The organism is Endozoicomonas sp. PH6C (assembly GCF_059322965.1).
In genome coordinates this window covers 6205001-6229897 of record NZ_CP185342.1, presented here as the reverse complement: position 1 = coordinate 6229897, position 24897 = coordinate 6205001, and the positions used below count along the sequence as shown (strand labels likewise).

General features: G+C 48.0%; 28 protein-coding genes (1 of these 28 running past the window's edge). 19 read left to right on the top strand and 9 right to left on the bottom strand.

Features of this window, described 5'->3' with window-relative positions:
- Positions 1 to 3 precede the first annotated feature (3 nt).
- On the top strand, positions 4 to 660 hold the full coding sequence (locus ACOMG9_RS21780) for an ankyrin repeat domain-containing protein (RefSeq protein ID WP_494530401.1): 657 nt from the start codon (positions 4 to 6) through the stop codon (positions 658 to 660).
- A 198-nt stretch (positions 661 to 858) separates the two neighbouring features.
- Positions 859 to 1044 (top strand): hypothetical protein, encoded by a 186-nt coding sequence (locus ACOMG9_RS21775; protein WP_487247189.1) that lies wholly within the window; start codon positions 859 to 861, stop codon positions 1042 to 1044.
- A gap of 319 nt (positions 1045 to 1363) precedes the next feature.
- Here the strand turns inward: ACOMG9_RS21775 and tnpC are convergent, their stop codons facing one another.
- Genes tnpC through tnpA form a run of 3 tightly spaced genes read right to left on the bottom strand, consistent with a single transcriptional unit; the run spans position 1364 to position 3807 of the window.
- Positions 1364 to 3079, bottom strand: a complete 1716-nt coding sequence (gene tnpC / locus ACOMG9_RS21770) for an IS66 family transposase (protein ID WP_448215655.1) — start codon at positions 3077 to 3079, stop codon at positions 1364 to 1366.
- A 36-nt stretch (positions 3080 to 3115) separates the two neighbouring features.
- On the bottom strand, positions 3116 to 3484 hold the full coding sequence (tnpB, locus tag ACOMG9_RS21765; protein WP_448215654.1) for an IS66 family insertion sequence element accessory protein TnpB: 369 nt from the start codon (positions 3482 to 3484) through the stop codon (positions 3116 to 3118).
- Positions 3481 to 3807 carry an IS66 family insertion sequence element accessory protein TnpA gene (tnpA, locus tag ACOMG9_RS21760; protein ID WP_448215653.1) on the bottom strand — a complete coding sequence of 109 codons (327 nt, stop codon included), beginning with the start codon at positions 3805 to 3807 and terminating at the stop codon, positions 3481 to 3483. Before tnpA ends, tnpB begins: the two co-directional genes overlap by 4 nt.
- A gap of 134 nt (positions 3808 to 3941) precedes the next feature.
- Here tnpA and ACOMG9_RS21755 point away from each other — a divergent pair, with 134 nt between their 5' ends.
- From ACOMG9_RS21755 to ACOMG9_RS21720, 8 genes are all read left to right on the top strand, one after another.
- The gene (locus ACOMG9_RS21755) at positions 3942 to 4202 is read left to right on the top strand and encodes a type II toxin-antitoxin system RelB/DinJ family antitoxin (RefSeq protein ID WP_422135541.1); all 261 of its coding nucleotides are present in this window, start codon (positions 3942 to 3944) and stop codon (positions 4200 to 4202) included.
- The gene (locus tag ACOMG9_RS21750; protein WP_448218448.1) at positions 4202 to 4474 is read left to right on the top strand and encodes a type II toxin-antitoxin system YafQ family toxin; all 273 of its coding nucleotides are present in this window, start codon (positions 4202 to 4204) and stop codon (positions 4472 to 4474) included. Before ACOMG9_RS21755 ends, ACOMG9_RS21750 begins: the two co-directional genes overlap by 1 nt.
- A 78-nt stretch (positions 4475 to 4552) precedes the next feature.
- Positions 4553 to 4852 (top strand): hypothetical protein, encoded by a 300-nt coding sequence (locus ACOMG9_RS21745; protein WP_494529407.1) that lies wholly within the window; start codon positions 4553 to 4555, stop codon positions 4850 to 4852.
- 786 nt (positions 4853 to 5638) lie between these two features.
- The gene (locus ACOMG9_RS21740; RefSeq protein ID WP_494529406.1) at positions 5639 to 6064 is read left to right on the top strand and encodes a hypothetical protein; all 426 of its coding nucleotides are present in this window, start codon (positions 5639 to 5641) and stop codon (positions 6062 to 6064) included.
- 686 nt (positions 6065 to 6750) lie between these two features.
- Positions 6751 to 8469, top strand: coding sequence for an acetolactate synthase 3 large subunit (locus ACOMG9_RS21735; RefSeq protein ID WP_494529405.1), 1719 nt, complete (start codon positions 6751 to 6753; stop codon positions 8467 to 8469).
- Entirely contained in the window at positions 8469 to 8960 is a 492-nt protein-coding gene (gene ilvN, locus ACOMG9_RS21730; RefSeq protein ID WP_422135537.1) for an acetolactate synthase small subunit, read from the top strand. Before ACOMG9_RS21735 ends, ilvN begins: the two co-directional genes overlap by 1 nt.
- Positions 8961 to 9084: 124 nt before the next feature.
- Positions 9085 to 9339 carry a hypothetical protein gene (locus tag ACOMG9_RS21725; RefSeq protein WP_448218444.1) on the top strand — a complete coding sequence of 85 codons (255 nt, stop codon included), beginning with the start codon at positions 9085 to 9087 and terminating at the stop codon, positions 9337 to 9339.
- A gap of 86 nt (positions 9340 to 9425) precedes the next feature.
- The gene (locus ACOMG9_RS21720) at positions 9426 to 10619 is read left to right on the top strand and encodes a hypothetical protein (protein WP_448218443.1); all 1194 of its coding nucleotides are present in this window, start codon (positions 9426 to 9428) and stop codon (positions 10617 to 10619) included.
- Between the two features lie 23 nt (positions 10620 to 10642).
- Here ACOMG9_RS21720 and ilvY read toward each other — a convergent pair whose 3' ends face one another.
- The gene (ilvY, locus tag ACOMG9_RS21715) at positions 10643 to 11506 is read right to left on the bottom strand and encodes an HTH-type transcriptional activator IlvY (RefSeq protein ID WP_422135534.1); all 864 of its coding nucleotides are present in this window, start codon (positions 11504 to 11506) and stop codon (positions 10643 to 10645) included.
- Positions 11507 to 11691: 185 nt separating this feature from the next.
- Here ilvY and ilvC point away from each other — a divergent pair, with 185 nt between their 5' ends.
- The 3 genes from ilvC to ACOMG9_RS21700 all read left to right on the top strand — a co-directional run bounded on the left by ilvC (position 11692) and on the right by ACOMG9_RS21700 (position 14966).
- Positions 11692 to 12708 carry a ketol-acid reductoisomerase gene (gene ilvC / locus ACOMG9_RS21710; protein WP_422135533.1) on the top strand — a complete coding sequence of 339 codons (1017 nt, stop codon included), beginning with the start codon at positions 11692 to 11694 and terminating at the stop codon, positions 12706 to 12708.
- 326 nt (positions 12709 to 13034) lie between these two features.
- Positions 13035 to 13967: a DMT family transporter gene (locus ACOMG9_RS21705; RefSeq protein WP_422135532.1), complete on the top strand. Its 933-nt coding sequence runs from the start codon at positions 13035 to 13037 to the stop codon at positions 13965 to 13967.
- 90 nt (positions 13968 to 14057) lie between these two features.
- A complete protein-coding gene (locus ACOMG9_RS21700) occupies positions 14058 to 14966 on the top strand; it encodes a DMT family transporter (protein ID WP_422135531.1) in 909 nt (302 codons plus the stop codon).
- Between the two features lie 241 nt (positions 14967 to 15207).
- On the opposite strand, the gene ACOMG9_RS21695 is transcribed toward ACOMG9_RS21700, so the two are convergent.
- From ACOMG9_RS21695 to ACOMG9_RS21685, 3 genes are all read right to left on the bottom strand, one after another.
- On the bottom strand, positions 15208 to 15867 hold the full coding sequence (locus tag ACOMG9_RS21695) for a DUF2959 domain-containing protein (RefSeq protein WP_448218441.1): 660 nt from the start codon (positions 15865 to 15867) through the stop codon (positions 15208 to 15210).
- A 4-nt stretch (positions 15868 to 15871) separates the two neighbouring features.
- Complete coding sequence (locus tag ACOMG9_RS21690) at positions 15872 to 16072, bottom strand: YqaE/Pmp3 family membrane protein (RefSeq protein ID WP_448218440.1); 201 nt, start codon at positions 16070 to 16072, stop codon at positions 15872 to 15874.
- A gap of 69 nt (positions 16073 to 16141) precedes the next feature.
- The gene (locus tag ACOMG9_RS21685) at positions 16142 to 16852 is read right to left on the bottom strand and encodes a phosphorylase family protein (protein ID WP_448218439.1); all 711 of its coding nucleotides are present in this window, start codon (positions 16850 to 16852) and stop codon (positions 16142 to 16144) included.
- Positions 16853 to 17074: 222 nt separating this feature from the next.
- Between ACOMG9_RS21685 and cuyB the strand changes: the two genes are divergently transcribed.
- The 3 genes from cuyB to pssA all read left to right on the top strand — a co-directional run bounded on the left by cuyB (position 17075) and on the right by pssA (position 19651).
- Positions 17075 to 17776 (top strand): cysteate racemase, encoded by a 702-nt coding sequence (gene cuyB, locus ACOMG9_RS21680; RefSeq protein ID WP_494529404.1) that lies wholly within the window; start codon positions 17075 to 17077, stop codon positions 17774 to 17776.
- A gap of 43 nt (positions 17777 to 17819) precedes the next feature.
- A complete protein-coding gene (locus tag ACOMG9_RS21675) occupies positions 17820 to 18752 on the top strand; it encodes a LysR substrate-binding domain-containing protein (protein ID WP_448218437.1) in 933 nt (310 codons plus the stop codon).
- 74 nt (positions 18753 to 18826) lie between these two features.
- Entirely contained in the window at positions 18827 to 19651 is an 825-nt protein-coding gene (pssA, locus tag ACOMG9_RS21670; protein ID WP_422135526.1) for a CDP-diacylglycerol--serine O-phosphatidyltransferase, read from the top strand.
- 59 nt (positions 19652 to 19710) lie between these two features.
- On the opposite strand, the gene betA is transcribed toward pssA, so the two are convergent.
- Positions 19711 to 21381 (bottom strand): choline dehydrogenase, encoded by a 1671-nt coding sequence (gene betA / locus ACOMG9_RS21665; RefSeq protein ID WP_448218436.1) that lies wholly within the window; start codon positions 21379 to 21381, stop codon positions 19711 to 19713.
- Positions 21382 to 21404: 23 nt separating this feature from the next.
- The gene (gene betB / locus ACOMG9_RS21660; RefSeq protein ID WP_448218435.1) at positions 21405 to 22868 is read right to left on the bottom strand and encodes a betaine-aldehyde dehydrogenase; all 1464 of its coding nucleotides are present in this window, start codon (positions 22866 to 22868) and stop codon (positions 21405 to 21407) included.
- A 244-nt stretch (positions 22869 to 23112) separates the two neighbouring features.
- Here betB and msrP point away from each other — a divergent pair, with 244 nt between their 5' ends.
- The 3 genes from msrP to ACOMG9_RS21645 all read left to right on the top strand — a co-directional run.
- Positions 23113 to 24156, top strand: coding sequence for a protein-methionine-sulfoxide reductase catalytic subunit MsrP (gene msrP / locus ACOMG9_RS21655; RefSeq protein ID WP_448218434.1), 1044 nt, complete (start codon positions 23113 to 23115; stop codon positions 24154 to 24156).
- A gap of 10 nt (positions 24157 to 24166) precedes the next feature.
- Positions 24167 to 24745: a protein-methionine-sulfoxide reductase heme-binding subunit MsrQ gene (msrQ, locus tag ACOMG9_RS21650; protein WP_448218433.1), complete on the top strand. Its 579-nt coding sequence runs from the start codon at positions 24167 to 24169 to the stop codon at positions 24743 to 24745.
- A gap of 90 nt (positions 24746 to 24835) precedes the next feature.
- Positions 24836 to 24897: the beginning of a hypothetical protein gene (locus tag ACOMG9_RS21645; protein WP_422135521.1), read on the top strand. It continues 517 nt past the right edge of the window; the window shows 62 of its 579 coding nt (coding positions 1-62); it begins with the start codon at positions 24836 to 24838; its stop codon lies beyond the right edge, outside the window.

Sequence of the window (24897 nt, the reverse complement as noted above, 5' to 3'; positions counted from 1 at the left end):
TACATCGCTGCCCAGGAAAATAACACTGACTGTGTGAAAGTCCTGATTAACGCCGGGGTGGATATTGACGCTGCCACGTCGAATGGCGCGACCCCGCTGCTCATTGCTGCTGCGGAAGGCAATACCGACTGTGTGAAAATCTTGATCGAAGCCGGAGCGGATCTCAACGCCCGGAATAAGAATGGTTCCACCCCGCTGATCATTGCTGCCGGGAAGGGCTATACCGACATCGTGAAACTCCTGATCGAGGCCGGGGAAGATCTCAACGCCCGGAATAAAAATGGCACCACCCCACTGATCATTGCTGCCCAGAATGGCCATACCGACATCGTGAAACTCCTGATCGAGGCCAAAGTGGATCTCAACGCCTGGGGTAATAGTGGCGGCACCGCACTGTTCATCGCTGCCCAGGAAAATAACACTGACTGTGTGAAAGTCCTGATTAACGCCGGGGTGGATATTGACGCTGCCACGTCGAATGGCGCGACCCCGCTGCTCATTGCTGCTGCGGAAGGCAATACCGACTGTGTGAAAATCTTGATCGAAGCCGGAGCGGATCTCAACGCCCAGAATAACAATGGCATCACCCCGCTGTTCATGGCTGCCCAGAATGGTCATACCGACATCGTGAAACTCCTGACCGAGGCCGGTGCAAGGTAGGTAACAGAGGTTATGCACTTATGATACGAATTCAGGGTCATAGAGAAAGTGAAGTTGGATCACTTTCACCTCAGCACCACAGTTTATGCGGCAGGGCTGAATGTTTCTCCGGGGCAGTTGAGAGAACGGTTAACTGCATAACTTGCGTTATTTCCTTGATCTATCCTTCCTCTCTCTATGCCAAAATGCAGGGATAGAATGATTAAACACTCACTCTATGCAGCACCACTGTTGTTAATGGTATTGTCCGTCGTCTGTCAGGCTCAAGCGCTGACAAAACGTTTTGTTGTCGAGCTTGAACAGAGAATGTGTGACAGCCAAACGTCTTTGCTGGAAACAGGATTTTACCTGGCCGTCACGCAGGATCTCTTCATAGAGCTTTAGGTCACGGCCTCGCTGCTGTATGACACTGTCAGGGTGGGCTAGCAATGTCGTATAAGCTTTGGCCATGCGTATGCTATGGTCGGCCTTTGCGATTTCTCCGAGAGTTGCTTCCCTGCCATGATAGTATGCTTCGTGGTACGGTTGTTAATGATATTATACCGAGTGTGCAGTATATCCCTCAGCTTCGGACGCCGACCGAAGGGCGGTCGGGTGGCGAAGCCACGAATTGGAAGCGTTTGGTATGTTGCGTTTGCACTGTACCCCAAATGATCGTAAGCGCCAAATAAACCAGCGTACTGGCTGCCGCCCCCAAGATTTCTTATTCTTTGCCTGTCTTAACATTCCAGGGGAGAAGCTGTTCCAGTTTCTCAACGGTATCGGCGTAAGGCAGCTCTTTTAAAATATGGTTCAGGTAATTGAAAGGCTCCAGACCATTCACCTTTGCGCTTTCAATCAGGCTGTATAAAAGGGCACTGGCTTGCGCCCCTTTTGGCGTGTCTGCAAACATCCAGTTCTTGCGGCCAATAGCGAAGGGGCGGATGGTGTTTTCCGCTGCGGCATTACTGATATCCAGGTGGCCGTTGTCACAGTAAACGACCAGTTTTGGCCATTGGTTCAATGCATAGCTCATGGCTTGGTGCGACAGGCTGCCCGGGTCTAGCCTGGTTATGTTTTTCTCCAGCCATACATGAAAGTCGTCCAGTAGTGGCTTACTCTTTTGCTGACGCAGGATGGCTTTTTCTGATGGAGGAAGATCTCCTATTTCTTTCTCAATGGCGTAAAGCTTACCGATTTTGCCTAAAGCGACATTCGCCTTGCTAACGCGGGTGTTTTTCACCTTTTTGCCCGGTTTGGCTTCGCCCTTCCTGGCATCCAGAAATTTCCTGCGAACGTGGTCGAAGCAACCCGCCTGGGTGATGCCTTCTTGTTTGCATACAGCGTCGTAACTGGCATACCCGTCAGTTTGCAGGTAACCGCTGAACCCTTCGAACAGACGCAGGGGAACCTCCTTGCCTCTTGAGGGATCGTATTCAAACACCACCGATGTTTGTCCGGGTGGCCCACCAAGGCTGACCCACATATATTTGTCAGAGTTGATGGACTTGCTGGTTTCCTTGATCACCTGAATTCGGGTTTCGTCAGCATGGATCACCGAACCGGTCTTTTGATGATCTCTCATCAAATTGATGAGTGGCCGCAGTTCTGTAGACAGCCGAATCAAAGAGTTGGCCATCGTCGTCCGGGTGACAGAGCCACCGTATCGCTTGAGGATATTCTCTTGCCTGTACAAAGGCAGTGCGTCGCAGTACTTGGAGACAATGATCCAGGCCAGTGTGCAAACAGAGAGTGAAGATTTGGGCAGTGGGTGTTTTGGCAGCTCTGCAACTTTAATGACCCGCTTCTCCTGTCCATGCTCATCGACTTCTGGAAAGACTGCTTTCTCTTGCAGAATTTCTTTCACCTGAACCTTGGTCGGAACGATATCAAGCTCTTCACGGACTTTGACAAAGAAGGTATCAATGGCTCCGGCTTTTTCTTCTTCACTGAGTTCAGAGCGTTCCTGCACTCTGGGCAGAGACTCTGAAAATGACTTGCGCCCTGTTTTCTTTTTGCGTGGTTTTGGAGGCTCTTGCTCTGGCTGACCTTCAGCTTCGTCTTGCTCTCCGGTGCAGCCTTCCAGCTCCACCTCGTTGAAAATGTCGACCTGGCTGTTGTTTTTTTCAGTGCTTCTTCCGTACAGGCGGGATCGGGAGAGCCTCAGGTACTCTTCCAGTTGCGCAATGCGTTTTTTTTGAGAATCGATGACCTCTGACTTCTTTTGAATAATGTCGTCTTTTTCAAGAAGGGCATTTTCTTTTTCAAGAAGGGCATTTTCTTTTTCAAGAAGGGCATTTTCTTTTTCAAGAATGACACTTTCCTGCGAATGGATCGCCTCAAACAAGGCGACCATTTCAGGGTTAGTCTCAGCCTGATGAAAGGGCAAATCCAGTGCGGATTTCGGCTGAAAAATCAGAGTGTCGGCGGTCGATTTCATGGTCGCTATTTTACCATAAAACCCTGAAAAACAGGACTAAAAACAGCTCTCATAATGCCTTTTTTTATGGGGTTGCATGGCATTGAGATTGTAGCCGTCCAGCAGCCAGTTTAATTGTTTCCCGGTTAATGTAACCAGCTCTTCGTCCGGTTTGGGCCAGTGGAATTTGTCCTCAGACAGGCTCTTGTAATAAAGCACAAAACCATTATCTTCCCAGAACAGGCACTTGATTTTATTACGCTGCCGGTTGGTAAACGCATATAAATAGCCGTCAAAGGGGTTGTGCCCCAGCTCTTGTTCAACCAACACAGCAAGCCCACGAAATGACTTGCGAAAGTCAATCGGCTCCCGGTAGAGAAACACCTTTGGTAATACCTCTGACGGTCGCATAACCGGGGTGTTCATAGCATATCCCTCACCAGTTGCTCACAAAGCGACAGGTTACTTTCATCAATACCGGACACTGTTACACCACTGGGTAGGGTGATGGAGAGTGGTGTTATCCGAGAAGGCGCACCAGGTTCTGGTTGGGGTGTTACCTGGACAAAGCCAGAGTTGTTCGGGGTCGGTTTTACGCTGGGGGTTGTGTCGAGTTTACGCTTCCAGTATCCGAATTTGGATACCCTTATACCATGCTGTTGGCACCACGCACTCTGAGTCAAACCTGAATCCCGCCACGACTGAACACGCTCTAGCCATTCACTGTCTGCGGGTAATTTCTTTGACATATTGGCCTCCTTATATCGGGAGGCTAATCATTTCAAATGGGGTTTTGATTCTGAAGGGCGTGGGTTTATTTGGCGTTTACAAATGATCTTCAATGACACTGTACAGAACAATATGACGCATGGGGTACTTAAAAATGAGCAAAAGCGCAATGATCCGAGCCAGAATAGAGCCTGATGTGAAGGAACATGCAGAAGCGATATTCAGGAAACTGGGGCTGAACGCAACAGATGCAATCACCTTGTTTTATAAGCAAGTAGGTTTGTGCAATGGATTACCTTTTGATGTTCGTATACCTAATGAAGAAACCCTTAAAGCCTTTGACGACACAGAGAAAGGAGTAGGTTTAACGCACTACGAAAACGCTCAGGAAATGTACGATGACTTGGATATTTAATGATGCTAAAGCCAGTCAGTACGAATCAATTCAAAAGGGACGTTAAAAAAGCAAAGAAGCAGGGTAAAGATTGCTCAAAATTAAAGAAAGTCACAGATCAGCTCATAGAAGATAGACCACTTGCAGCGAGATACAAAGACCATTCCCTGACTGGTAACTATCGCGGCTATCGAGAATGTCACATAGAGCCAGACTGGTTATTAATCTATGCAGTGGTAGAAGATAAAATATTCTTTGAGCGTCTGGAGTCAGATTCTGAATTGTTTAGGTAGCAACATAACCCTATGTTAGGTGTCTTTGTACCAGTCTCTGCTACGCTGGTTACTCCATTCACAACGAGAGTAGTCCCGATGTCGTTAGAAGTCAGGATAGAGCAACTTGAGTCACATTTTGACTCACTGGATAGTGCAGTTCGTAGTCTCATTGAGATCACTGGTGATACACACCAAGAGATACTGGCAACAAGACGGGAGATGCGAGAGTACCAGCAGGAAAATCGGTTGCGCTTTGCACAGCATGACCGTGAACTCTCAGAAATTAAAACTGCCATTGGTGCGCTTACTCAAGCCACCTATGCAGGCTTTAAACGTAGCGACGAAAAAATAGAACAACTAGAATTACTCATCCGTCAACACCTCCCAAACAACTAACACGCCACCTAACAATAAAATCCAGTGGATTGCATGTCGGCAACCACTGATTTAAGGGGTTATGCGGCTATACTGAGCCCGGCAAGTCAATCCTGATTGTTTTTCATGGCTTGTTTGTAGTTGATCAGGGCATTTATTATGAAAACTTCTTGTCTCTATGTTTTATTGCAAATTGTAATTATTAGTTCACAGGCTGTTATCTCATTGCTTGCTGATGAGTCATACCAATCTGTCAATACTACCGAAGATGGAGTTACAAAATGTCCACCTTACTTTTCATTTAGTTTTCGTAATGAAGGGGGAGGGTTTACCGAGCATAATGTTTTTATTGATTGTAAAAATCTAACGTGGTCTACCTGTAGTGAAACGTTTAATTCTGCTACATGTATTAGTCCACGCACACAGACAATATGCAGTTTAGAAACTTCTGAAGATGGCGTATCTATGTCTTGCCCGCCCGACTGTTATGATGATTGTAAGTGTAAAATTGATACTCAATATAGCAATTTTCTGCCTACGGATCCATGTGTCCCGTACGTTAATGACAAAAATTGCCCTGTATCTTTTTTATACGTTAGACATGAAAATTTGACTTGGACGTCTTGTCATGAGAGTCATGCGGTTGGCACTTTTACTAACCCAAAGAATAAAGATGTTTGTGTTATGGTTGTTGACTCTTGGGGAAGCACCGGTTCGTGTCTGTGCCCGTCTTGGGGCACCAGGAGGTGTAAATGGGATAGGGACCTCAAGGGATTTCTTGGAATACTTAGTTATGATGACTGTACCATGTTAGAGATAACTAATGACGGATCATGTGCCATTCCGCACTTTAAATACAAAGAGTTAGTATGGGACTTTTGCGCAAAAGGCGATGGTGCTGGAGAATGTACAAATGTTTTTCCAGATGTACCAGAACAATGCACTGTCAAAATAAGTACTGTTTGCGAAACTGGAGCTGAAAGTTGCGGGATAATTAACTGTGGAGAGAATAATGATTGTGTCGCCAGCTGGAATATGCCTAATAGACCGCAGTTTTACGACTTTCCGGAAGGGTGTATGGGCAAATCCATTAATTTTCCCTTTGATAATAATAAAATCATTATTCCTGCTGTAGTTGGAAGTGTCGTTTTTGTTGGAACGGCGTCAGTCATCGGAGCAGCCTGCTATTTTTATCACCGATATAAACGACAAGGTTATCAGTCTGTTCATTGATCAGAACAAACAGGGGCAATGCCGCATAATAGATACTCCCAGTTCTTTCGTTTCGCTCACCCAACGACGCCATTGGCGGCTCGGCTTAACAGGACGGACCTGACTTACGAATTCTGGCGATATACTTCGGGTCGTTCTGCTGACGATCACTATAAAAATGGGCATGGCTACGTTCTCAGACTAAAAAGATAAGACAACGTTAAAGTTGGACGTTCGCAGTCGTTCGAGTCTGGATGTTGAGCTAAAGCCAGAGGGTGAGTGACAGGGTGGTGATTATCATGACTACTTATCTTTACCACTAAAATGTAAGCAATTTCCGTAATTCTGCTCTGTCGGGCTATTGACTCTGCTTCATTGAAGGTAAAGAATGTGTCCTCCTGGGACTACCTGATCAGGTGAACTCAGGGGTTTATGCGACAATCCGGGGGACTTATCCATTCCCTGATAAGAGCATTCCTTGGAATGCTGGCAGATGAGCCTTGCCGGGCGTCATCTGTCAGATTCCTGACCCTACCCATACAGGAATGTTGAGGCCTTGAATACAGTGTGTACTGCTTTGTCCGCTGTCAAAAAAGAGAGGCCGGAGTCCCTAACCGCTCAGGCAGCATGGGCTGTATATGAGCATTAGCTCAGCGGCGTCAAGCCGATTCATTTCTAATAATTAGTACTGCCGAGGGTAAGCAAACGTGGAGCTTTTATCCGGCGCGGACATGGTAGTCCGTTCATTGGCTGATGAAGGGGTAGAGTACATCTATGGGTATCCTGGTGGAGCCCTGTTGCACGTCTATGACGCGATTTTCAGACAAAAAGCAGTCACCCATATTCTGGTGCGCCACGAACAGGCGGCTACCCATATGGCTGACGGCTATGCGCGGGCTACAGGTAAGCCCGGAGTAGCGCTGGTGACATCCGGGCCGGGCGCTACCAATACAATTACCGGTATTGCCACAGCCTACATGGACTCTATTCCCATGGTGGTAATTTCAGGTCAGGTGCCATCCGGCTTTATCGGGACTGACATGTTTCAGGAAGTGGATATGGTGGGTATTTCCAGACCTATCGTTAAACACAGCTTCCTGGTGAAGAAAGCTGAAGATATTCCGGAGGTTATCCGCAAGGCGTTTCATCTCGCCCAGACCGGACGACCCGGTCCTGTGGTGGTTGATATTCCCAAGGACATCACCGACCTGACCAAAAAATACGAATACAAGTATCCGGAAAAGGTCAAAATCCGTTCTTACAACCCGCCCGCCAAGGGTCATAACGGGCAGATCCGCAAAGCGGTTGAACTGCTTATGAAGGCTCGCAGGCCGGTTATTTATGCCGGTGGTGGTGTGGTTCTGGGTCAGGCTTCAGAGTTGCTGACAGAATTGGTCAAAAAGCTGGACGTACCGGTAACCAATACTTTGAATGGTCTGGGAAGTTTTCCGGGGTCTGATCGTCAGTTTGTCGGGATGCTGGGAATGCACGGCAGCTATTGTGCCAACAAAGCCATGCATGAGTCCGACCTGATTCTGGCGGTGGGTGCCCGTTTTGATGACCGGGTAACCAATAACACTGAAAAGTTCTGCCCGAATGCCAAGATCATCCATATCGATATTGATCCGGCCAGTATTTCCAAAAACGTTGTGGCTGACATCCCCATCGTGGGTCCGGTCGATGCTGTTCTGGAAAACATGCTTGCCCAGATAGACGAATATCAGGGCTCTCAGGACAGTGTTGCTCTTGCCGAATGGTGGGCAAGCGTTGATTCCTGGAGAGAAAAAGGTCTGTTCACTTATGAAAAAAGTGACGGCATTCTCAAGCCCCAGCAGGTCATTGAGTCCCTTTATCAAGTCACCAAAGGTGATGCCTTTGTGACCACCGACGTAGGTCAGCATCAGATGTTTGCTGCCCAGCATTATCGGTTTAACAAGCCAAATCGCTGGATCAGCTCCGGTGGTCTTGGCACCATGGGCTACGGCCTGCCAGCGGCCATGGGTATCAAACTGTCCTTCCCTGAAGAACAGGTTGCCTGTGTGACCGGTGAAGGCAGTATCCAGATGAATATTCAGGAACTGTCAACCTGCTTGCAATACGATTTACACCTGAAGGTGATCAATATCAATAATCAGGCACTGGGTATGGTACGACAGTGGCAGGATATGCAGTATGACAGCCGTTACTCTCACTCCTACATGGAGTCTCTGCCTGACTTCGTTAAACTGGCGGAGTCATACGGCCATGTGGGTATAAGAGTCACCCGCCCGGAGGAGCTGATGCCTGCGATGGAAAAAGCCTTCTCTCTGAAAGATCGTCTGGTATTCATGGATATTCAGGTAGATCCCGATGAGCATGTCTATCCGATGCAAATCAAGGATGGTGGCATGTGTGACCTCTGGCTCAGCAAGACGGAGAGAACCTGATGAGACGGATTATCTCTGTACTGGTAGAAAACGAACCGGGTGCTCTGTCACGCATTGTCGGGTTGTTTTCCCAGCGTAACTACAACATTGAAACCCTGACCGTTGCACCTACGGAAGATGCGACACTGTCTCGTCTGACAGTGACCACTTCCGGTAATCCACAGGTGATTGAACAGATTACCAAGCAGCTGAACAAGCTCATTGATGTGGTCAAGCTGGTGGATTTGACCGAAGGTCACCATGTTGAACGTGAGCTGATGCTGATCAAGGTTCGTGCAAGCGGTCCGCTGAGAGCTGAAGTGAAACGCACAGCGGATATCTTCAGAGGTCAGATAGTCGATGTCACCAGCTCGGTTTATACCATTCAGCTGGCCGGTACCCAAGAGAAACTGGATGGCTTCATTGCCGCCATCGGCCAGGCTCAGGTGCTGGAAGTGGTTCGTAGTGGTACTACGGGCATTGCCCGTGGCGAGAAAGTTTTGAGTTTGTAACCTTTCTTTTAACTCCTCTCATATTGATAGCTCTCCGGCTCTGACCGGAGAGACTTTCTCTTGTGAATGCTCCCCACCCTGTCGGGGCTGTCGCTTTAAAGATTTTTTCGGCTGTGCAGATCAGGTGACTCCTTACCTGCTGAGTCACCCCGACACAGGAAAGCAGATTCTTATATTTCATCATGGTGAGACCCTTGTCGCCTGGCATCTGGGTACACCCTTGTCATCCAAAAATAAGGTGGTTTCCAGGCGAGTAAAAAACAATCCATTTGAGCTGAACCTGACCGAAGCGTTTGACCTCGACACGACGAACTCAGCCGTTTATAACATCCCCCAGTCGGGATGGTCTGCTCAATTTCAGAGACTCTTTTTCAAGTAGCATTCTTGAACCGTATTCTTTAAACAGAAGTTGTTCTGTAATTATCTATACTGGATGGCATTCTAAATCATGCACTGGAAATATCGATGGCTGGATATCTGGTTGGACGGAAGAATATTTTAAAGGCATTCGTCGTATTTTTTGCGCTTTCCGGGCACACTCATCTTCAGGCCGGGATGAGGTTATACAAAGACACTATCGTGGGGCTGGCGATTCTGGCAGGAGTGACAATAGGAATATCGTATTATGTGTTCAGGGAAGATGAATTCATTTTTTATGTCAGTAAAAAACAGGTAGCTACGGGCCACCCTGCCCACCCTTTATTTATAGGCGTGGTAAATTATCAAACTAACCGTTGGATTGTTACCAGTAAGGTGATCGGTAATACAGAAGAACCAGAGTTCGTTAAGCTGTCTGATGTAGAGTACTGGGGGAATGGCCCTAAGGCAGTGATTGAGCAGAGACTGAATAGCCTGTTCAGTCATCTTGAAAAGGATTTTCAGAGATGGAAGAATCTCACTCAGGCCAAACCGGCAGGTGTGCCTTCTGGTTTTCTGCACTACTCATCCCTGATCGCCAGCAACTGTGAAGCCATAAATACTGGTAGCAGAACCTTCAAGGCATTCCATAAATCTGCAGACGATTATCTTGATAGCCGCGCAGTCTGTCAGAACTGGCTGGACCGCTTTATTGACTGGCATTCCTATTTTGCCGCTTACTACAATAGGTCAATCCCGGTGGTTCTGGTGCCCGACTGGCGAGAAGCAAAAGGAATTACCTCTGACGAATCGACACCAAGTACAGTGATTGGTGGTCATTTACAAAGCAGTGTCGCTTATCTATTTAATGCCAATTATGACTTTCGCATGTTGAGTTCTCTTTATGGCGACTCTGATCAGGAATTAATAGTGGTAACGGATCAACCCGGTTATAAACTGAAGAGGATTAGTTGGTGGCCGCCGCGGCAATACGACATCTTCCTGCCAGAACATCAGAAGCTTGTCTGGACTGAGCATGTACCTTGTGACTCAGTGACCGGGGGCTGTCGTTTCAAAAATTTTTCCTGGAGTGCAGGACAAGTGACTCCCTACCTTCTGAGTAACCATAATACAGGAAGCAAGATTCTTATATTTCATCACGGAGAGACCCTTGTAGCCTGGTGTCTGGGCAAGCCCTGGATTGCCGAAAATAAAGTGGTCATGAAGAAAGCAAAAAACAATCGATTTGAACTGGACCTGATGGAGGCTTTTGATCTGGACTCAGGCGGGACATCGAACTGATAGGGCTGTTCTCAGAAAATCGACTAAAGCAGCTCCCAGAAGGCCCGAATCAATGGACTTTTGAGTTTCTTGTCCAGCACACAGAGTCCCACATCATAAGCAGCCAGCCAGGGGGTGATATTCAGAATCTTAACCTTGTCAGACAGTGGGCTGTTATCCAATACAATCTGCGGTACTACGCCGACTCCAAATCCCAGGCTGACCATGCTGACAATGGCTTCATTACCAGCGACCTGGGCATATATTTTTGGCTTGATGCCTTTGGCTGAAAACCAGTAATCAACCCGCTGTCGCCCAATACCTTTTTCTGACAGGATCATGGGCGTTCTGCTCCACTCTTCAACCGTCCCTGGGGTAGAAATTTCTCCCGAAGCAGGGCCTATGAAGACCAGCGGGGAAAGTCCGATGCTGTGAAACTGAATCTCCGAGGATAAATTATCCGGGCGGGCAGAAATGGCTATATCTTCTTTTCCAGAGGTGATCAGGTCAATGGCTGAGTCAGGGTCGCCGGTATGAAGCTTTATTTCAATGCTCGGATAGCGTTGTCGAAAGCGCTTGAGAATGTCATAAAGAAAGCTGTAGCTGGCGGTTACGGAGCAATATACACTGATCTCACCCTTCAACTCTTTCGATTCGGCTATCAATTCGTTGCGAATCGCTGACCACTGAATCAGGGTTTCCCGTGCATATCTCTCGAACTTAATGCCTTCTGCGGTAAGGCTGACACTGCGATTGTCCCGTTCAAACAGGTATACCCCCAAATTATTTTCCAGATGCTGAATGCTTCGGCTCAGGGTAGATGGGCTGACATGACAGGCTGCACTGGCACGGCCGAAATGGAGCGTTTCAGCGAGACTCAGGAAATGCCTCAGTGGTTTCAGATCCATAATGATCGTTTTTCACCCTCACTTATGGCGGTTTTTCACCTTTGCTCAAGGCTGTTTCGTAATATGAAACGTTATATTGCAAATATATCATTTTACGAAATGATCTGTCTGCTTTAATCTCCAAATCAACGTTTTCAGCCCGGACAAGAAAAGATAATCCAGGGCGTTTTATTCAGGAGTCCATCATGAAAGTTTATTACGATAAAGACTGTGATCTTTCCCTCATCCGTGGTCAGAAAGTATCCATTATTGGCTATGGCTCTCAGGGTCATGCCCATGCCAATAACCTCAAGGACTCCGGGGTAGATGTCACCATTGGTCTGCGTAAGAGCTCCGCTTCTGTTGCCAAAGCCGAATCTGCAGGCCTAAAGGTAATGGACGTGGCTGCTGCAGTCGCCCAGGCTGACCTGGTCATGATCCTGACTCCGGATGAATTCCAGTCTCAGCTTTATAAGAGCGAAATTGAGCCTAACCTGAAGCAGGGTGCAACCCTGGCATTTGCTCACGGTTTCGCTATTCACTACAACCAGGTTGTTCCTCGCGCCGATCTGGACGTTGTCATGATTGCCCCTAAAGCACCGGGTCACACTGTGCGTTCCGAGTTTGTTAAAGGCGGCGGTATCCCTGATCTGGTTGCTATCTATCAGGATGCTTCCGGAAAGGCTAAAGATCTGGCCCTGTCGTACGCCTGTGGCGTAGGTGGTGGTCGTACCGGTATCATCGAAACTACTTTCAAAGATGAAACCGAAACCGATCTGTTTGGTGAGCAGGCTGTGTTGTGTGGTGGTGCGGTAGAGCTGGTTAAGGCCGGTTTCGAAACACTGACCGAAGCAGGTTATGCTCCTGAAATGGCTTACTTTGAATGTCTGCATGAGCTGAAGCTGATTGTCGACCTGATGTACGAAGGCGGGATCGCCAACATGAACTACTCCATCTCCAACAATGCCGAGTATGGTGAGTATGTAACCGGCCCAAGAGTCATCAACGATGAATCTCGTAAGGCTATGCGTGAAGCCCTGAAAGACATCCAGAACGGTGAGTACGCCAAGAAATTCATCACTGAAGGTGCAATGAACTATCCGTCCATGACTGCTTATCGTCGTAACAATGCTGCTCACCCAATCGAAAAGACCGGTGCCAAGCTGCGTGAAATGATGCCCTGGATCACCGAGAATCAGCTGGTTGATAAAGATAAGAACTGATTGTTAAAATCAACTTTTCAAAAAAGGCGCCTTGTGCGCCTTTTTTAGTTTAAAAAGCACAAGTTTTTCTGATTGATGACGCTGTTCGTAAACTAGTCTACTTCGCGACTATGGAAGCTCCCGGGAAACGAACAATGTCTGCCAGGCATAGGAAGCCAGCCATAAATCGATTCATGATCGAATTTTGAATAATGGCTAACGGATGATGATTATTTTGGGCAGAGATACAGTTAAAGCTCTAGTCTCTTTATTTCCGGAGCGCATTTTACAATAGTTGCGATGGTTGTGAATTAAGAGACAGTCGGCAAATTTTCTGGAGCGGTACCTTGAGAAAAAAAATTGCCCATTTGAAGACCCAACCTAACATTGTGGCAATACTGGGGTTGGTCTTAGCGACACTCTGTTGGGGGGGCAACCTGGTTGCGGGCCGGATTAGTGTGGGAGATATCCCTCCCGTCGCGCTGTCATTCTGGCGGTGGGTTCTGACTCTTCTGATCCTGTTTTCGTTTACCGGAAAGAAACTGATTCAGCAGAGAAAGCTGATTTTTCAGAGTCGTTATCAATTACTGATCCTGGGATTCTTCAGCATTACCTGCTTTAACACATTGCTTTATATCGCAGCTCAATCTACACAGGCGGTAAACCTGGGCCTGATACAAATAGCACTGCCCGTGATTACTATGATTCTCGCTATTCCTCTGTTGAAGACTTTTCCTAAAAAAAGGCAGTTGTTTGGTATGGGAATGGCTATTCCGGGACTGTTGACGATTTTCAGTAAGGGAGAATGGTCATCGATGGCCAGCCTGGACTTTGGCAGGGGAGATTTAATCATGCTTTTCGCTACCTGTTGCTGGGGCTCTTATACGGTTTTGCTCAAGCGTTTTGAATTGCCTTTGTCCGGGGCTCATCTGTTGACCATAATGGTCGGGATTGGGGTGGTGATCCTCTTGCCTTTTTACCTTTGGGAGCTATCGATGAGAGGTGGCTTTACCGTGAGTCCGAAAGCACTTTTTCTGATCAGTTACTCAGTTCTTTTTGCTTCATTGGTCGCCTATATGTCATGGAATTTCGGCGTGTCTTTACTCGGGGCAAATAATGCGGCTATGTTCAACTTCCTGATCCCTGTGTTTTCAGCCATGTTCGCTATTCCCATCCTTGGAGAGACGCTTTACCAGTACCACCTGATAGGGGCAGGGTTGATCTTTACAGGATTGTGGATAACCAACAGGAAATATTCTTCAACAGACAGTCCGGGTTAGACTCCCTATGTGAATAGATAAGGGCTTAAGCCAGTGCCAATGATTCAAGAGGTTTAAAAGATCACAGACATATTTTTTTGGAGCAGTAACTTGAGAGAAAAAATCGTCCATTTGATTGCTCATTCTAACATTCTGGCAATACTGGCGGTGGTGTTAGCGACTCTCTGTTGGGCGGGAGAGAATCTTGTTGCAAACCAGATGAGTGTAGAAGGCATTCCTCCCATCGCATTGTCATTCTGGCGGTGGACTCTGGCTTTTCTGATCCTGTTTTCGTTTACCGGCAAGAAACTGATTCAACAGAGAAAGGTAATCTTTCAAGGTCGCTATCAACTGCTGGTCCTGGGGTTCCTCGGCATTTTCTGCGCTAACACACTGCTTTACATCGCTGCTGAATCCACACAGGCAGTGACTTTGGCCTTGATTGAGATGATTCTGCCCGTCATTACAATGATCCTGGCGGTTCCTCTGCTGCATGTTTTTCCTAAAAAAAGGCAGCTTTTCGGTATGGGAATGGCAATTCCCGGACTACTCACGATTTTAAGTAAAGGAGAGTGGTCAATGCTGGTCAGTCTTGATTTTGGCAGAGGAGACATGATCATGTTTCTTGCTATGTGCTGCTGGGGTCTTTATACCGTTCTGCTCAAGCGTTTTGAACTGCCTTTATCCGAGGCTCAGCTGCTAACCACACTAATCGGAATTGGGGCGATGTTCCTTTTGCCCTTCTATCTCTGGGAGCCTGCATCTGAGCGCAGCTTCTCCATTAGCCAGGATGCACTTTATGTAATCATTTACGAGGTTTTGTTTGCTACTCTGGTCGCCTTTCTTTTCTGGAACTTCGGCGTGTCTGTGCTGGGACCAAGCACTGCAGCCATGTTTCACTTTTTGATACCCGTGTTTTCAGCTATGCTCGCTATTCCCATTCTTGGGCAGACGCTTTATCAGTTCCACCTGATAGGGGCAGGATTGATCTTTATGGGGTTGTGGATAAGCAGTAGGTAATACCAATCGAACTTTCTAACTCCCTATTGCGCTGAAGATTTGAGCCTTAATCCTGCGTTGGCGATCGTCGCCATAGCTAAGGCTATGACTCCTCACGCCGCCTTGTCTTAAGGCTCAAATCTCCATGCTCATCACGGGAGTTAGAAAGCACGATTGGTATAATATTCTTCAACAGACAGTCCGGGTTAGACTCCCGAGCAATCTTTCCCCACCCAAAGTGAAGCAAGATTGCTTCGATCACTCATGACTGTTGCAAGGTGGCAACGAACTTGCGTGACTCATCAATGGAGCGCTGCATATCTCTTAGCAGGCGATCAATGTCCAGCTTAATGGCACCAAATTCACCCTTGAGTGCCGCAATAGCCCGTGCATTGAGGTTGTGTTTCAGATACAAAACCTGATCCCGGAAGGCATTCAGAACCGGTTGCATGCGCTTTTCTGATTGTTCCATGCTGGCCAGCATTTTTTTGTACTGATGACGGGTTTCATTCAGCTGCAGTTGACTGGCACGACGAAGACTGCCGCTGGAATAGAGTTCCAGCTCTGCTTCCCACTCTTCAAAGAGTGCATCCGAGACATCTTTAACGTCCCGGATGCGCTTACGAACCTTATCTGCAGAAGCTTCGCTGTCCTCGAACTCAGCATTAAGCTGATCATAAAGCGCCTCCAGATCACCACCATTAAAATTGACGACGCTGCGAAACTGTTCCAACGCTGAGCTGAATTGCTCTTGAGCTTCTTCCTGAGCGGCCTGAGAGCTCTTGATGCGGTCCACCAAAATCTCGCGCTTGTAAACGCCTACCTTTTCCATGGCGCTGTAATAAGTACTCTGGCAGCCTGTCAGAAAGACCGACAAAATAAGCAGCAGGACGGGTATTCCTGCCCGGAATGCTGAGAACATAGCGCTAATCTTCCTGATTTTTAATGGCGTCAATGACTTTCTGGTTGCGCTTGTCTGCCAGGTGACTGTTAACAACAAACAGGGCATGAATGATTCCGGGAATCCAACCCAGCAGGGTCAGAATAATATTAAGGATCATCTGACCCGGCTTGCCACATAAAAGAACGGCTATCGGTGGCAAAAGTATTGCCAGAAAATAACGCATAACGTCTCCCTGAGTGTGTTTTGGTTGCAGCCAGAATATGCGAAACCAACTGGCCAGGTACTTAGTAGTTTATTGCTGAGCAAGAAGATCAAGCAGTCTCAGCACTTCTTCCTGAAGATTTCTGGAGGCCAGGGCCAGGTTGGAAGCGAATTCTTCTGCTGTGCCATGCTTACTGTCCATCAGGTCTGTCACCGATTTTACCGCAACCACTGGCGTCTGGTAATGGGAAGCTACCCAGGCAATGGCTGCGGCTTCCATCTCTTTGTTGACCATAGGTTCCTGACGCAGAATGGCTTCATCGGTCGGACTCATATCGAGAGAGTTGCCGGTGCAGACAACAGAGGTGGGCAAATCCAGTTTTCGGGCCAGATCCACTGCCACTTGGCACTGAAAATTACCGTCGCCGTAGGCTTCGTAATGTTCGCCCATGGGGATACGACGGTCAAAGAAACGAATACGCTCGCCAATATAAACGTCACCAACTTTACAGCCCTTGTCGGAAAAACCTCCACAGGTTCCGGCATTGATGACCAGGTCCGGTGACAAGAGGCGAAGTGCTTCGTATGCCGCCAGGGTTGCTGGCTGGGTACCGACATTTTCTACACCGTGAACTGAGTCGGAACCGTTGGTAATCAGATTGATGTTCAGATTCTTATACTCACCCGCAAAGGTTTTGCAGGGTAGCAGGGGATTTATGTCGTCTGTTTCGGCCAGGCCCAGTTTCTCAATGAGTGGCGCTGCTTCCTGTTTCATGGCCACAACCATTGTAATTCTTTTCATAGCTATCAATTTGGTTGGTAATGAAATTCTATAGTTTCCTGTTATAAGAAGTTAATTCCAATAAGTAAAACCTTATATTTTTATCTGCCTTTCTCCCCATGCCATTTCGGCATTAATCCTTCGCTTTAGGCATTTCACAAGCTCCCTGGGAGTCGTAATTATATGACCATAGTTTCTAGTGATATTGCTAATCTTGCAGTCACCAATTAAACGGAGTATGTCGTGTTAGGAGTACTGGGCGGAATGGGGCCTCTGGCTACCGTAGACTTTATGCAGAAAATCATTGCTTTGACACAAGCCAGTAAGGATCAGGAGCACCTGCCCATGCTGGTGCATAATGTCCCTCAGATTCCAGATCGCAGTGCCTGCATTCTTGAAGGTTGCGAGGACCCTTTTCCGGCCTTGCTGAGAGGTTTGAGAAGTCTTGAGCGAGGCGGTGCCCAGTGTGCAGTGATTCCCTGTAATACTGCACATTTCTGGTTTGATAAGCTGCAAAAACAGGCTCGGATTCCAATGATCAGTATCCTGAGTTGTGTTGAACAACATATCCGACGAAATAATCTGCGCAAAATAGGTGTTATGGCGACCAGCGCTACGGTTTCAGCCATAATGTACCAACGGCAGATAGAGAACGATAGTCGTGAATGTCTGATACCTGATCAGGGAATGCAAACGCTGATGATGGATGCCATCTACGATATTAAGGCAGGGCGTCTGGAGCAGGGCAGTCAGTGTATGAAAATGGTTTTTGATGATCTGGTTAGTCAGGGCGCTGAAGCGGTTATTCTGGGCTGCACAGAAATTCCTGTAGGTCTTGCCGACGTTATGAAAACAAATCCCGGACAGTACATTGATGCAACAGCGCTGTTAGCCGGAGCCTGTGTTGGCTGGTACAGTCAGCAGGAAGAGAAAGAAGCTGCTTGAGGAGCGGGGGTAAGTTGAACTGAAGTCTGGGAGTCGTGCTTGAATGAATCTGGAAACCAAGTGGCTGGAAGATTTTCTGGCATTGGCCGAGCTGAGAAATTTTTCCCGTGCTGCTGATTTTCGAAACATCACACAACCTGCTTTTGGTCGAAGAGTTCGTTCTCTGGAACAGACGGTCGGTTTTGAGCTGGTAGACAGGGGAACGGTTCCCATCAAACTGACTCCGGAAGGGCGTTTGTTCAGAACAACGGCCAGGAACCTGCTTCGTCAAATGGAAGAGGGTCTGGGTCAGTTACAGGGTGTCGTCTCCGGGCAGGCCATTGACTTTGCTGCAGCTCATTCCCTGTCGGTGACTTTGTTACCGGAATTGATTCAGCAGGTGAGTGAAGATGAGCAATTACTGCAAACCAGAGTAGAAAGCATTGATGTTGATCTCGCGGTAGAGGCGCTGCAGGAAGGTAATTGTGATTTTCTCCTGGCGTTCAATGTTGACGCTTTAATGCAGCCGCCCTTTGAATATCTGAAACTGGGGATGACGCGTCTTTTGCCCGTTTGTCTGCCTGATGCTCAGGGAAAACCAATGTTTTCTGATAGTGATCCTGACACTGTACCCTTACTCCGATATAGCCCCAATGCTTTTATGGGGCGCAAGGTCAATAGTCTGTTGAGTGCATCGGACGTTCCCGTACTCTTTCAGACGGTAATGGAGTCTTCCCTGACCAACCTGCTCAAGGAAATGGCTCTTAAAGGCAAAGGGGTTGCCTGGTTACCGGATTATTCCGTACAGGATGAGCTGAAGTCTGGTCAGCTGGTTCCCTATTCTGAAAGAGCTGACTGGACGGGCTCTATAGAAATTCTGCTTTACCGAAACACAGTTCGGCTGCATGCCAGAGCTGAAAGGTTATGGACTGAGTTGAGCCAGCGTTGTGAGTCAGGATGGCAACTGATGGAAGTCTATTCCCTGTCAGGCTCCTAGCGGTTATGCAGTATCCATACCTTTCATGATAGAGTGTGTTTTTTTCACCTTTATGTCGATGAGCAGATGCTGAAATGAGCGATAAACCGAAACGACCCGAAAATGAACAAGATGCAGTGGACGGTCTGTTTCCCGTCGATGAGCACTTTGAAGAGGTGGTCGAAGGTGGGGAGACAGTTCGCCACAGAGGCATTTATATACTGCCTAACCTGTTTACAACAGGTAATCTGTTCTGTGGCTTTTACGCCATTATCAGTGCCCAGGCGGGTTTTTTTACCCAGGCTTGTATTTCAGTCTTTGTTGCTATGATTCTGGATGGCCTCGATGGTCGTGTTGCCCGGATGACCAACACCCAGAGCAAGTTCGGTGCGGAGTACGACAGTCTGGCAGATATGGTGACCTTTGGTGTAACGCCTGCCATGGTCGCCTACAGTTGGGCCCTGAATGATCTGGGTAAAGTGGGCTGGATGGTTGCCTTCATTTATGCAGCCTGTGCTGCTTTGCGTCTGGCCCGTTTCAATACTCAGCTGGAAGTAACAGATAGCCGCTATTTCACCGGTCTGGCCAGCCCCGCTGCAGCAGCACTGGTCATTGGTATGGTATGGGCGCTGAGTGATTTTGGTATCGACGGCAACATGATGGGTATTGCATTGCTGGGCGCTCTGATTACAGGTCTGGCTGGTGTGCTGATGGTCAGTAATTTTCAGTACAACAGTTTCAAGAAACTGGACCTGAAAGGACGGGTGCCTTTCATTTTTATGATTGTCATGGTTTTGGCTTTTGCCGTCGTCTTTACCGATCCACCCAGAGTGCTGATGCTGATTTTTCTGAGTTATGCCTGCTCCGGACCCATTATGTTCCTGGTAGGAAAAACCAGAAAACAAACGGCTCCTGAATGACTCAAGAGCCACGCGGTTTTACTCTGGTTCCCATCCTGCAGAGTGTGGCTACAAGTTGATCAGCGCACAGTGGTTCCTTTTCTCTGTCTCTCCTGCCATTGAGTATCCAAATCGACTCGGGCAGAAGACGGAGGCAAGATATCTGCCTCCCGGATGAGGTCTGCCGCCCTCTCCGCCACCATGATCGTAGGGGCATTCAGATTGCCATTGGGAATGGTTGGGAAGATGGAGGAGTCCACTACTCTCAGTCCTTCCAGTCCTATAACTCTTGTCTTTGGATCGACCACAGACATGTTATCCGTTCCCATCTTGCAGGAGCAGGATGGATGATAGGCACTTTCAACGGATTCCCGAACAAAGGCATCAATCTGTTCATCGGTTTGAATGCTTTCTCCCGGCTGTATTTCTGAGTCACGGTATTCATCGAACGCCGGTTGGTTGATGATTTCCCGGGTCAGACGAACGCATTGTCTGAAGCCTTCCCGGTCTTCTTCGTGGGACAGATAGTTGAACCGAATACCGGGGTGAACATCTGGATTGGCTGACACCGCTCTCACCCAGCCACGGCTTTTGGGTTTGTTGTGGCCGATATGAACCTGGAAACCATGCCCGTCAAAAGCACTCCTGCCATCATAGCGCATTGCCGCTGGCAGGAAGTGGTATTGCATATCAGGCCATTCAACGCCTGCTTTTGAACGGATAAAACCACAAGATTCAAAATGATTGGTCGCACCCAGCCCGTCTCTCATGAACAACCAGCGAGCACCAATGAATAATTTACTGAGCGGGTCGAGTTTGCCGTTGAGAGTAATGGGCTTTTTGCAGCGAAACTGAAAGTAGAATTCCAGATGATCCTGCAAATTTTCACCTACACCAGGCAATTCGTGTTGAACTGCTATATCTGCGTCTTCTAATACCTTGCGAGGGCCTATTCCTGATAATTGAAGAATATGAGGTGAGCCAATAGAGCCTGCCGAAAGAATGATTTCTTTAGTGACCTGCACTTTTTTGATGAGACCTTTATGTTTATATTCGACGCCTGTAGCCTTTTTGCCTTCCAGCAGGACACGCTGAACCTGGGCATGGGTAACCACCGTTAAATGACTTCGTTTCATTGCCGGGCGAAGATAGGCGTTGGCAGTGGACCAGCGTATACCGTTCTTAACAGTCATGTGCATGGCTCCAAAACCTTCCTGTCGAGCACCGTTGCAGTCAGTGGTTTCCAGGTAGCCTGCTTCTACCCCGGCCTTTATAAAGGTGGAGTAGAGAGGGTTTTTCATTTCATTACCATTATTGACCGCTAATGGACCACTGCCTCCCCGATAGTCATCGGCACCGAAAGCCCAGGTTTCTGCTTTACGAAAATAGGGCAGGCAGTGGCGGTAATCCCAGTTGGTAGCTCCGTGCTGATGCCATTCATCAAAGTCTTTAGCATGGCCCCGAACATAGACCATGCCATTGATGGAAGAGGAACCACCCAGCACCTTACCCCGGGGGCAGTGCATACGACGGTTGTCGAGAAAGGGTTCAGGCCGGGTTATAAACTGCCAGGCATACTTTTCGGTATTCATGGGAATGGACAGAGCCGCAGGCATTCGAATAACGATGCTCTTGTCACTGCCACCGGTTTCAATTAGCAGAACACGACTTTTGCCGTCTTCTGTCAGGCGATTGGCCAGAACGCATCCGGCAGAACCGGCTCCGACTATGACATAGTCATATTTTGTCATGCTCGTGCACCTTGAATGCGAAGTTAAAAAGGACTCTCCAGAGGTGTCATACCGACATACACTGCTTTGACCTGGGTGTAATGCCTCATTGTTTCAACACCATTTTCACGACCTATACCGGACTGCTTATAACCACCTACTGGCATTTCAGCCGGTGAGGTACCGTAATGGTTGATCCAGCAGATACCTGCCTGAAGCTGCCGAATAACCCGGTGGGCACGGGTGATATCCTGAGTAAAGACTCCGGCTGCAAGGCCCAGTTCGGTGTCGTTAGCGCGGGCAATGACCTCTGCTTCATCTTCGAAGGTGAATACCGTCATTACGGGCCCGAAAATCTCCTCGCGGGCAATGGTCATATCATCGTGGCAATCGGTAAAAATGGTGGGCTCAACAAAAAGGCCATCGGCTGCTGTCGAAGGACTGACTGCTTTGCCTCCGGTCAACAAAGTGGCGCCTTCCATAATGCCCTGGTGGATGTAGTTAAGAACCCGTTGATGGTGTTTTTCTGATATTAGCGCACCCATGTTGGTGCACGGGTCCATAGGGTCGCCCAGCACAATATTGCCTTCAGTACGCTGCCGTAGTTTTTCTATAAATTCGGGATAGATACTCTTGTGAACATAAACCCGTGTAGCGTTTGTGCAGACTTCGCCCTGGGTATAGAAGTTACCGAGCATGGCTCCGGAGGTGGCATTCTCAAGATCAGCATCCTCAAAGATAATCAGAGGGGACTTTCCGCCCAGCTCCATGGTGACCTCTTTCAATGAAGAGGCCGCACCGGTCATGACTTTTTTACCGGTGCTGACCTCTCCTGTGAAAGAGACCTTGGCAATCTCCGGATGATGAGCCAGCCAGGCACCGACTTCCCCGTCGCCCTGAATGACATTGAAGACGCCAGCAGGCATGCCTGCCTCGACAAATATCTCAGCCAGTTTCAAGGCACCCAGAGGCGTCTCTTCAGAGGGTTTGAAAATCATACTGTTGCCGCAGGCCAATGCGGGTGCAGCTTTCCAGCAGGCAATTTGCAGAGGGTAGTTCCAGGCACCTATTCCGGCACAGATGCCCAGTGCTTCGCGGCGAGTGTAATAAAAGTCATCACCCAGGCACTGCTGATTGCCTTCAATGGAAGGGGCCAATCCAGCAAAAAACTCAATGGAGTCTGCGCCTGTAACCACATCAACTACGCTGGCTTCTTGCCAGGGTTTACCGGTATCGAGAACTTCAATTCGAGCCAGTTCATCGTTGCGCTCACGCAAAAGACTGACAGCACGTTTCAGGATTCGACTGCGCTCCATACCCGTCATTTCTGACCAGATTTCAAAGCCTTTTTGAGCACTGACAACCGCAGCCTGGCGAATGCTGTTATCGGCTTTCTCCACGGTATAAATGGTTTGACGAGTTGCGGGATTGATCACCGGAAATGTTTCTCCGGTCTCATTGGCCAGGTATTGGCCGTCAACAAAATTCTGATAGCAGGGTGATAACACAGCTAACTCCCTTGTTTATGCAGAGGTGCAAAGTTAAGGACTCTGTAATTCTCAGGGAACGACAGTAGAAACACCGATTTAATTTTATGTGAAAATGACAAAAAAGCTGCTAAGTGATCAAGTGGCTATGGGAATGTAATATTTGCAGCTGATATGACGTCTATATTTTCATTTTCGAAATGTGAATCTGCGCCATTGAAACCAACGTAAATGGTAAAAAAGAGAATTTCCCGGGAGAGTATCGATGCTGATCAAGACCAGAAAGTCAGGAGACATTCGCAGCAGTGAAATAACCTCAGAAAGTGTTTACAGGGAGCGTCGTCGTTTTTTGAAAATGGGTGGGCAGTTTGCCTTTGCCGGTATGGGGCTGGCTCTGACTGGCTGTACTGATGCTGCAGATCCCAGGTCAGCCAGGAAACCAGGGGGTGCAAACGATGATAAGGTTCCACAGCTCTCTGCTCCGGATTGGCTGCAAAAGAAAGTAGCCAGCTATCAATCCAGTCGTTTTACCACCGATGAAGCTTTAACCCCTTATGCCAGTGTGACTGGCTACAACAACTTTTACGAGTTTGGCTATTCAAAAGACGACCCTGCCAAACACGCTAAAAATATGAAAACTGATCCCTGGTCGTTAGTGGTTGACGGAGAGGTTGAGAAACCCGGGAAATACACGCTGGAAGATATGCTCAGACCCCATGATGTTGAAGAGAGAATCTACCGTCTTCGTTGTGTAGAAGCCTGGTCTATGGTCATTCCCTGGATCGGCGTGTCACTGGCCGACATGCTGAAGCGTTTTCAACCTACTTCCAGGGCAAAGTATGTTCAGTTCGAAACACTCTATGATCCTGAACAGATGCCGGGTCAACGCTCCCGTTTCAGTTCCATCGAATACCCCTATGTCGAAGGGCTGAGAATGGATGAAGCTATGAATCCACTGTCTTTTATGGCGATTGGTGTTTATGGCAAGACTCTGCCACCGCAAAATGGAGCCCCTCTAAGACTGGTTGTCCCCTGGAAGTATGGCTTCAAGAGTATCAAGTCCATTGTTAAAATTTGTTTTACTGAAACCATGCCACGAACCACCTGGGTTAAATCAGGCCCCAGCGAATATGGCTTTTATGCCAATGTGAATCCCGAAGTCGATCATCCGCGCTGGAGCCAGAAACAAGAGCGCAGATTGCCTAACTCCATCTGGGAGCCAAACCAGATTGAAACTCAAAAGTTCAATGGTTATGGCGAAGAAGTGGCCCAACTCTATAAGGGAATGGATCTCAGGAAGCTTTATTAAAGGTGATGTTATGGACTGGGTTGCAAAGTTAAAGTGGTTTGTTTTTCCACTCTGTCTGGCACCATTGGTCTGGCTGATCAATGCTGTTATCACTCATCAACTGGGACCCGACCCGGCAAATACAGTGACCCGTGATTTGGGTGAGTGGGCTTTAATCTTCCTTTGCATTAGTCTGGCGGTTACCCCGGCAAGAAAAATTACAGGTGTTAACAAGCTGATCCGGTTTCGGAGAATGTTCGGACTCTTCTCGCTTTTTTATGCACTGTTGCATGTGGTGGCTTATGTTGCCTTTATGCTGGGCTGGCAGTGGCAAACACTGTTGGAAGATCTATATCAGCGTCCCTATATAATAGTGGGTGCTGTTGCGATCCTGATTCTCTCAGCACTGGGTGTCACATCCACCAGGGCCATGATGCGCCGGTTAGGGAAAAAGTGGGTGAAGCTGCATAAGCTGGTCTATCTGGCTGCAGGTCTGGCGGTTCTGCATTTTGTCTGGCTTTCAAAAAGTGACTATACCGAAGCGGTAATATTTGGTTCTGTAATGGCAGGCCTGATGCTGTTTAGATTGCCCGTCAGGGGCCACCGCTAGTAGCAGGCTTTATACCTTTTATCAATGAAGAAATTTCGCACAGGTCCTTTCGCTATATTGAGAGTTACGGTTACAAAGGATACAGGTGTGATGAAACAGAAATCTCTTCTTGTGCTTCTGATGGTTCTATTCAGTCCTGTTTGTTTGAGTCA